Source organism: Mesorhizobium sp. M1E.F.Ca.ET.063.01.1.1, from assembly GCF_003998155.1.
In the GTDB taxonomy this organism is placed as follows: domain Bacteria; phylum Pseudomonadota; class Alphaproteobacteria; order Rhizobiales; family Rhizobiaceae; genus Mesorhizobium.
This window is the reverse complement of record NZ_RZSC01000683.1, coordinates 1-3,123: the sequence shown is the minus strand read 5'-3', so window position 1 is coordinate 3,123 and position 3,123 is coordinate 1. Positions and strand designations below refer to the sequence as shown.

General features: G+C 64.7%; 2 protein-coding genes. Both read right to left on the bottom strand.

Going from position 1 to position 3,123, the window contains the following annotated elements:
* The coding region (locus tag EOA29_RS30515) for a GapR family DNA-binding domain-containing protein (RefSeq protein WP_127222043.1) at positions 1 to 227 on the bottom strand (227 nt) is incomplete at its 3' end.
* 403 nt (positions 228 to 630) lie between these two features.
* Positions 631 to 3,123, bottom strand: a 2,493-nt coding sequence (gene pyc, locus EOA29_RS30505; RefSeq protein WP_127222042.1) for a pyruvate carboxylase, incomplete at its 5' end; no start/stop codon positions are given.

The following is a 3,123-nucleotide window of genomic DNA, read 5'->3' as shown; positions in this document are numbered from 1 at the left end:
AGGATGGACTCCTCCTCCTGGCGCTCGGCCTGGTCCTTCTTGCGCAGCCGGACGATGGTGCGGATCGCCTTGGTGTCGAAGCCGGTGCCCTTGGCCTCGGCATAGACGTCCTTGATGTCGTCGGAAATCGTCTTCTTCTCCTCCTCGAGGCGCTCGATGCGCTCGATGATGGCGCGCAGCTGGCCGGCGGCTACAGTCTGGCTGGTCTCGGTGATCTCGTCGGCCATTTTTTTCTCCGCGTCGTTTTCTCACCGGCGACTCGCAAGGGAGGCCGGCAATTTCGAGCGGGTTCGATGCCCGAGCGGACGCTGCTGGTCAAGCCGTTATTGCTGTGGCATGAAAGGCTTGCTGCTTCAGAGGCCGGCGCTGCCCCTCATTGTCCTGCCGGACATTTCTCCCCGTATAGTGACGGGGAGAAAGACACTGTCATCGCCGGCTTCGCCAATCACTGGCGTTGAAGGAAAGCGCGCCAAAGTTGCGGCCAGCCACTTTCTCCCCGTTTTACGGGGAGAAATGCCCGGCAGGGCAAATGAGGGGCAGCGCCGACATCGACAGCTAGCCCTCGACCAACGCACAGTCTCGTTGTGTCAAGAAGTTCCGTTAAGCTGCCTGCCTTCAAACAGCTTTGTCTCAACCGAATGCGATCAGCAAATCCTTGGCGTCGATCTGGTCGCCGGCCTTGACCAGCACTTCGGCGACCACGCCGTCGCGCTCGGCATGCAGCGCCGTCTCCATCTTCATCGCCTCGATCGAGAGCAGCACATCGCCGGCCTTGACGGCCTGCCCGGCGGCAACCGCGAGCGCGGAGACCACCCCCGGCATCGGCGCGCCGATATGCGCCTCGTTGCCGGGCTCCGCCTTGCGCCGCGCCTTGGCGGCCGAGGCGCCATGCGCGCGGTCCGGCACCTTCACGCGGCGTGGCTGGCCGTTGAGCTCGAAAAAGACGGTGACCATGCCCTTTTCGTCGACGTCGCCGAACGCCTGGCAGCGTACGACCAGCGTCTTGCCCTTCTCGATGTCGACGAAGATCTCGTCTTCCGACTTCATGCCGTAGAAATAGGTCGGCGTCGGCAGCACGCTGACGGGGCCATAGGTTTCCTGCGCGGCGGCGAAGTCGGTGAAGACCTTCGGATACATCAGCCAGGAGGCGAACTCGAACTCGCTGAGCTTGCGCTCCAGCTTCTCCTCGATCTCCTTGCGGCTGGCCTTGAGGTTCGCCGGCTTGAGCAGCGAGCCCGGCCGCACAGTGATCGGCTTCTCGCCCTTCAGCACCTTCTTCTGCAGCGCTTGCGGCCATCCGCCGGGCGACTGGCCGAGATCGCCGCGCAGCATCGAGACGACCGAATCCGGGAAGGCGATGTCCTTCGCCGGGTTTTCGACATCGGCGACGGTGAGATCCTGGCTCACCATCATCAGCGCCATGTCGCCGACCACCTTCGACGACGGCGTCACCTTGACGATGTCGCCGAACATCAGGTTGACGTCGTGATAGGCCTGCGCCACCTCGTGCCAGCGTGTTTCCAGCCCGAGCGAGCGGGCCTGCTCCTTGAGGTTGGTGAACTGGCCGCCCGGCATTTCGTGGAGATAAACCTCGGAAGCCGGTCCCTTGAGGTCGCTTTCGAAGGCGGCATACTGGTTGCGCACCGCTTCCCAGTAGAAGGAGATGTGCCGGATCCACTGCGGATCGAGGCCGGGATCGCGCTCGGTTCCCTTGAGCGCCTCGACGATCGAGCCGAGGCAGGGCTGCGAGGTGTTGCCGGAGAAGGAATCCATCGCCGCATCGATGGCGTCGACGCCGGTCTCGACCGCCGCCAGCACCGTGGCGGCGGACAGGCCGGACGTGTCATGCGTGTGGAAATGGATCGGCAGGTCGGTCTCTTCGCGCAGCGCCTTGAACAGCGCGCGCGCCGCCGACGGCTTCAAAAGCCCGGCCATGTCCTTGACGGCGATGATATGCGCGCCGGCGGCTTCCAGTTCCTTCGCCAGCGCGACATAATATTTGAGATCGTATTTGGCCCGAGCCGGGTCGAGGATGTCGCCGGTGTAGCACATCGCCGCTTCGATCAGCTTGCCCTCGGCGCCCACCGCGTCCATGGCGACGCGCATGTTCTCGACCCAGTTCAGGCAGTCGAAGACGCGGAACAGGTCGACGCCGCCGGCGGCCGCCTGTTTGACGAAATGCTGCACGACATTGTCGGGATAGTTGGTGTAGCCGACGCCGTTGGCGCCGCGCAGAAGCATCTGCAGCAGAAGGTTAGGCGCTGCTTCGCGCACCCGTGACAGCCGCTCCCACGGATCCTCGGTCAGGAAGCGCATGGCGACGTCGAAGGTCGCGCCGCCCCAGCATTCGAGCGACAGGATCTGCGGCAGCGCCCGCGCATAGGTGCCGGCGATACCTGCGATGTCATAGGTGCGCATGCGGGTGGCGAGCAGCGACTGGTGGCCGTCGCGCATCGTCGTGTCGGTGACCAGCACTTGGGCTTGCCCGCGCATCCAGGCCGCGAACTTCTCCGGGCCGAGCGCATCGAACCGCTGCTTGCTGCCGTCCGGAAGCTTGCCGTTGAGATAGGGCACGACAGGCGCCGCGGCATCGGCTTTGGGCATCGGCCGGCCGCGCGTCTCCGGATGGCCGTTGACGCTGACGTCGGCCAGGTAGTTGAGCAGCTTGGTGGCGCGGTCCTGCCGCTTCACCTGCTGGAACAGTTCCGGCGTCGTGTCGATGAACTTCGTCGTATAGGAATTGTCGGCGAAGCTCGGGTGGTTGATGATCGCTTCGAGGAAGGTGAGGTTGGTCGCGACGCCGCGGATGCGGAATTCGCGCAGCGCCCGGTTCATGCGCGCGATCGCCTCGGCCGGCGTCGGCGCCCAGGCGGTGATCTTCTCCAGCAGCGGATCGTAGAAGCGGGTGATGACCGCGCCCGAATAGGCGGTGCCGCCGTCGAGGCGGATGCCGAAACCGGTCGCGCCGCGATAGGCGGTGATGCGGCCGTAGTCGGGAATGAAATTCTGCTCCGGATCCTCGGTGGTGATGCGGCACTGCAGCGCGTGACCGTTGAGCTTGATGTCCTTCTGCGCCGGTACGCCGGATTCCGGCGTGCCGATGGAGAAGCCGTCGAGGATATG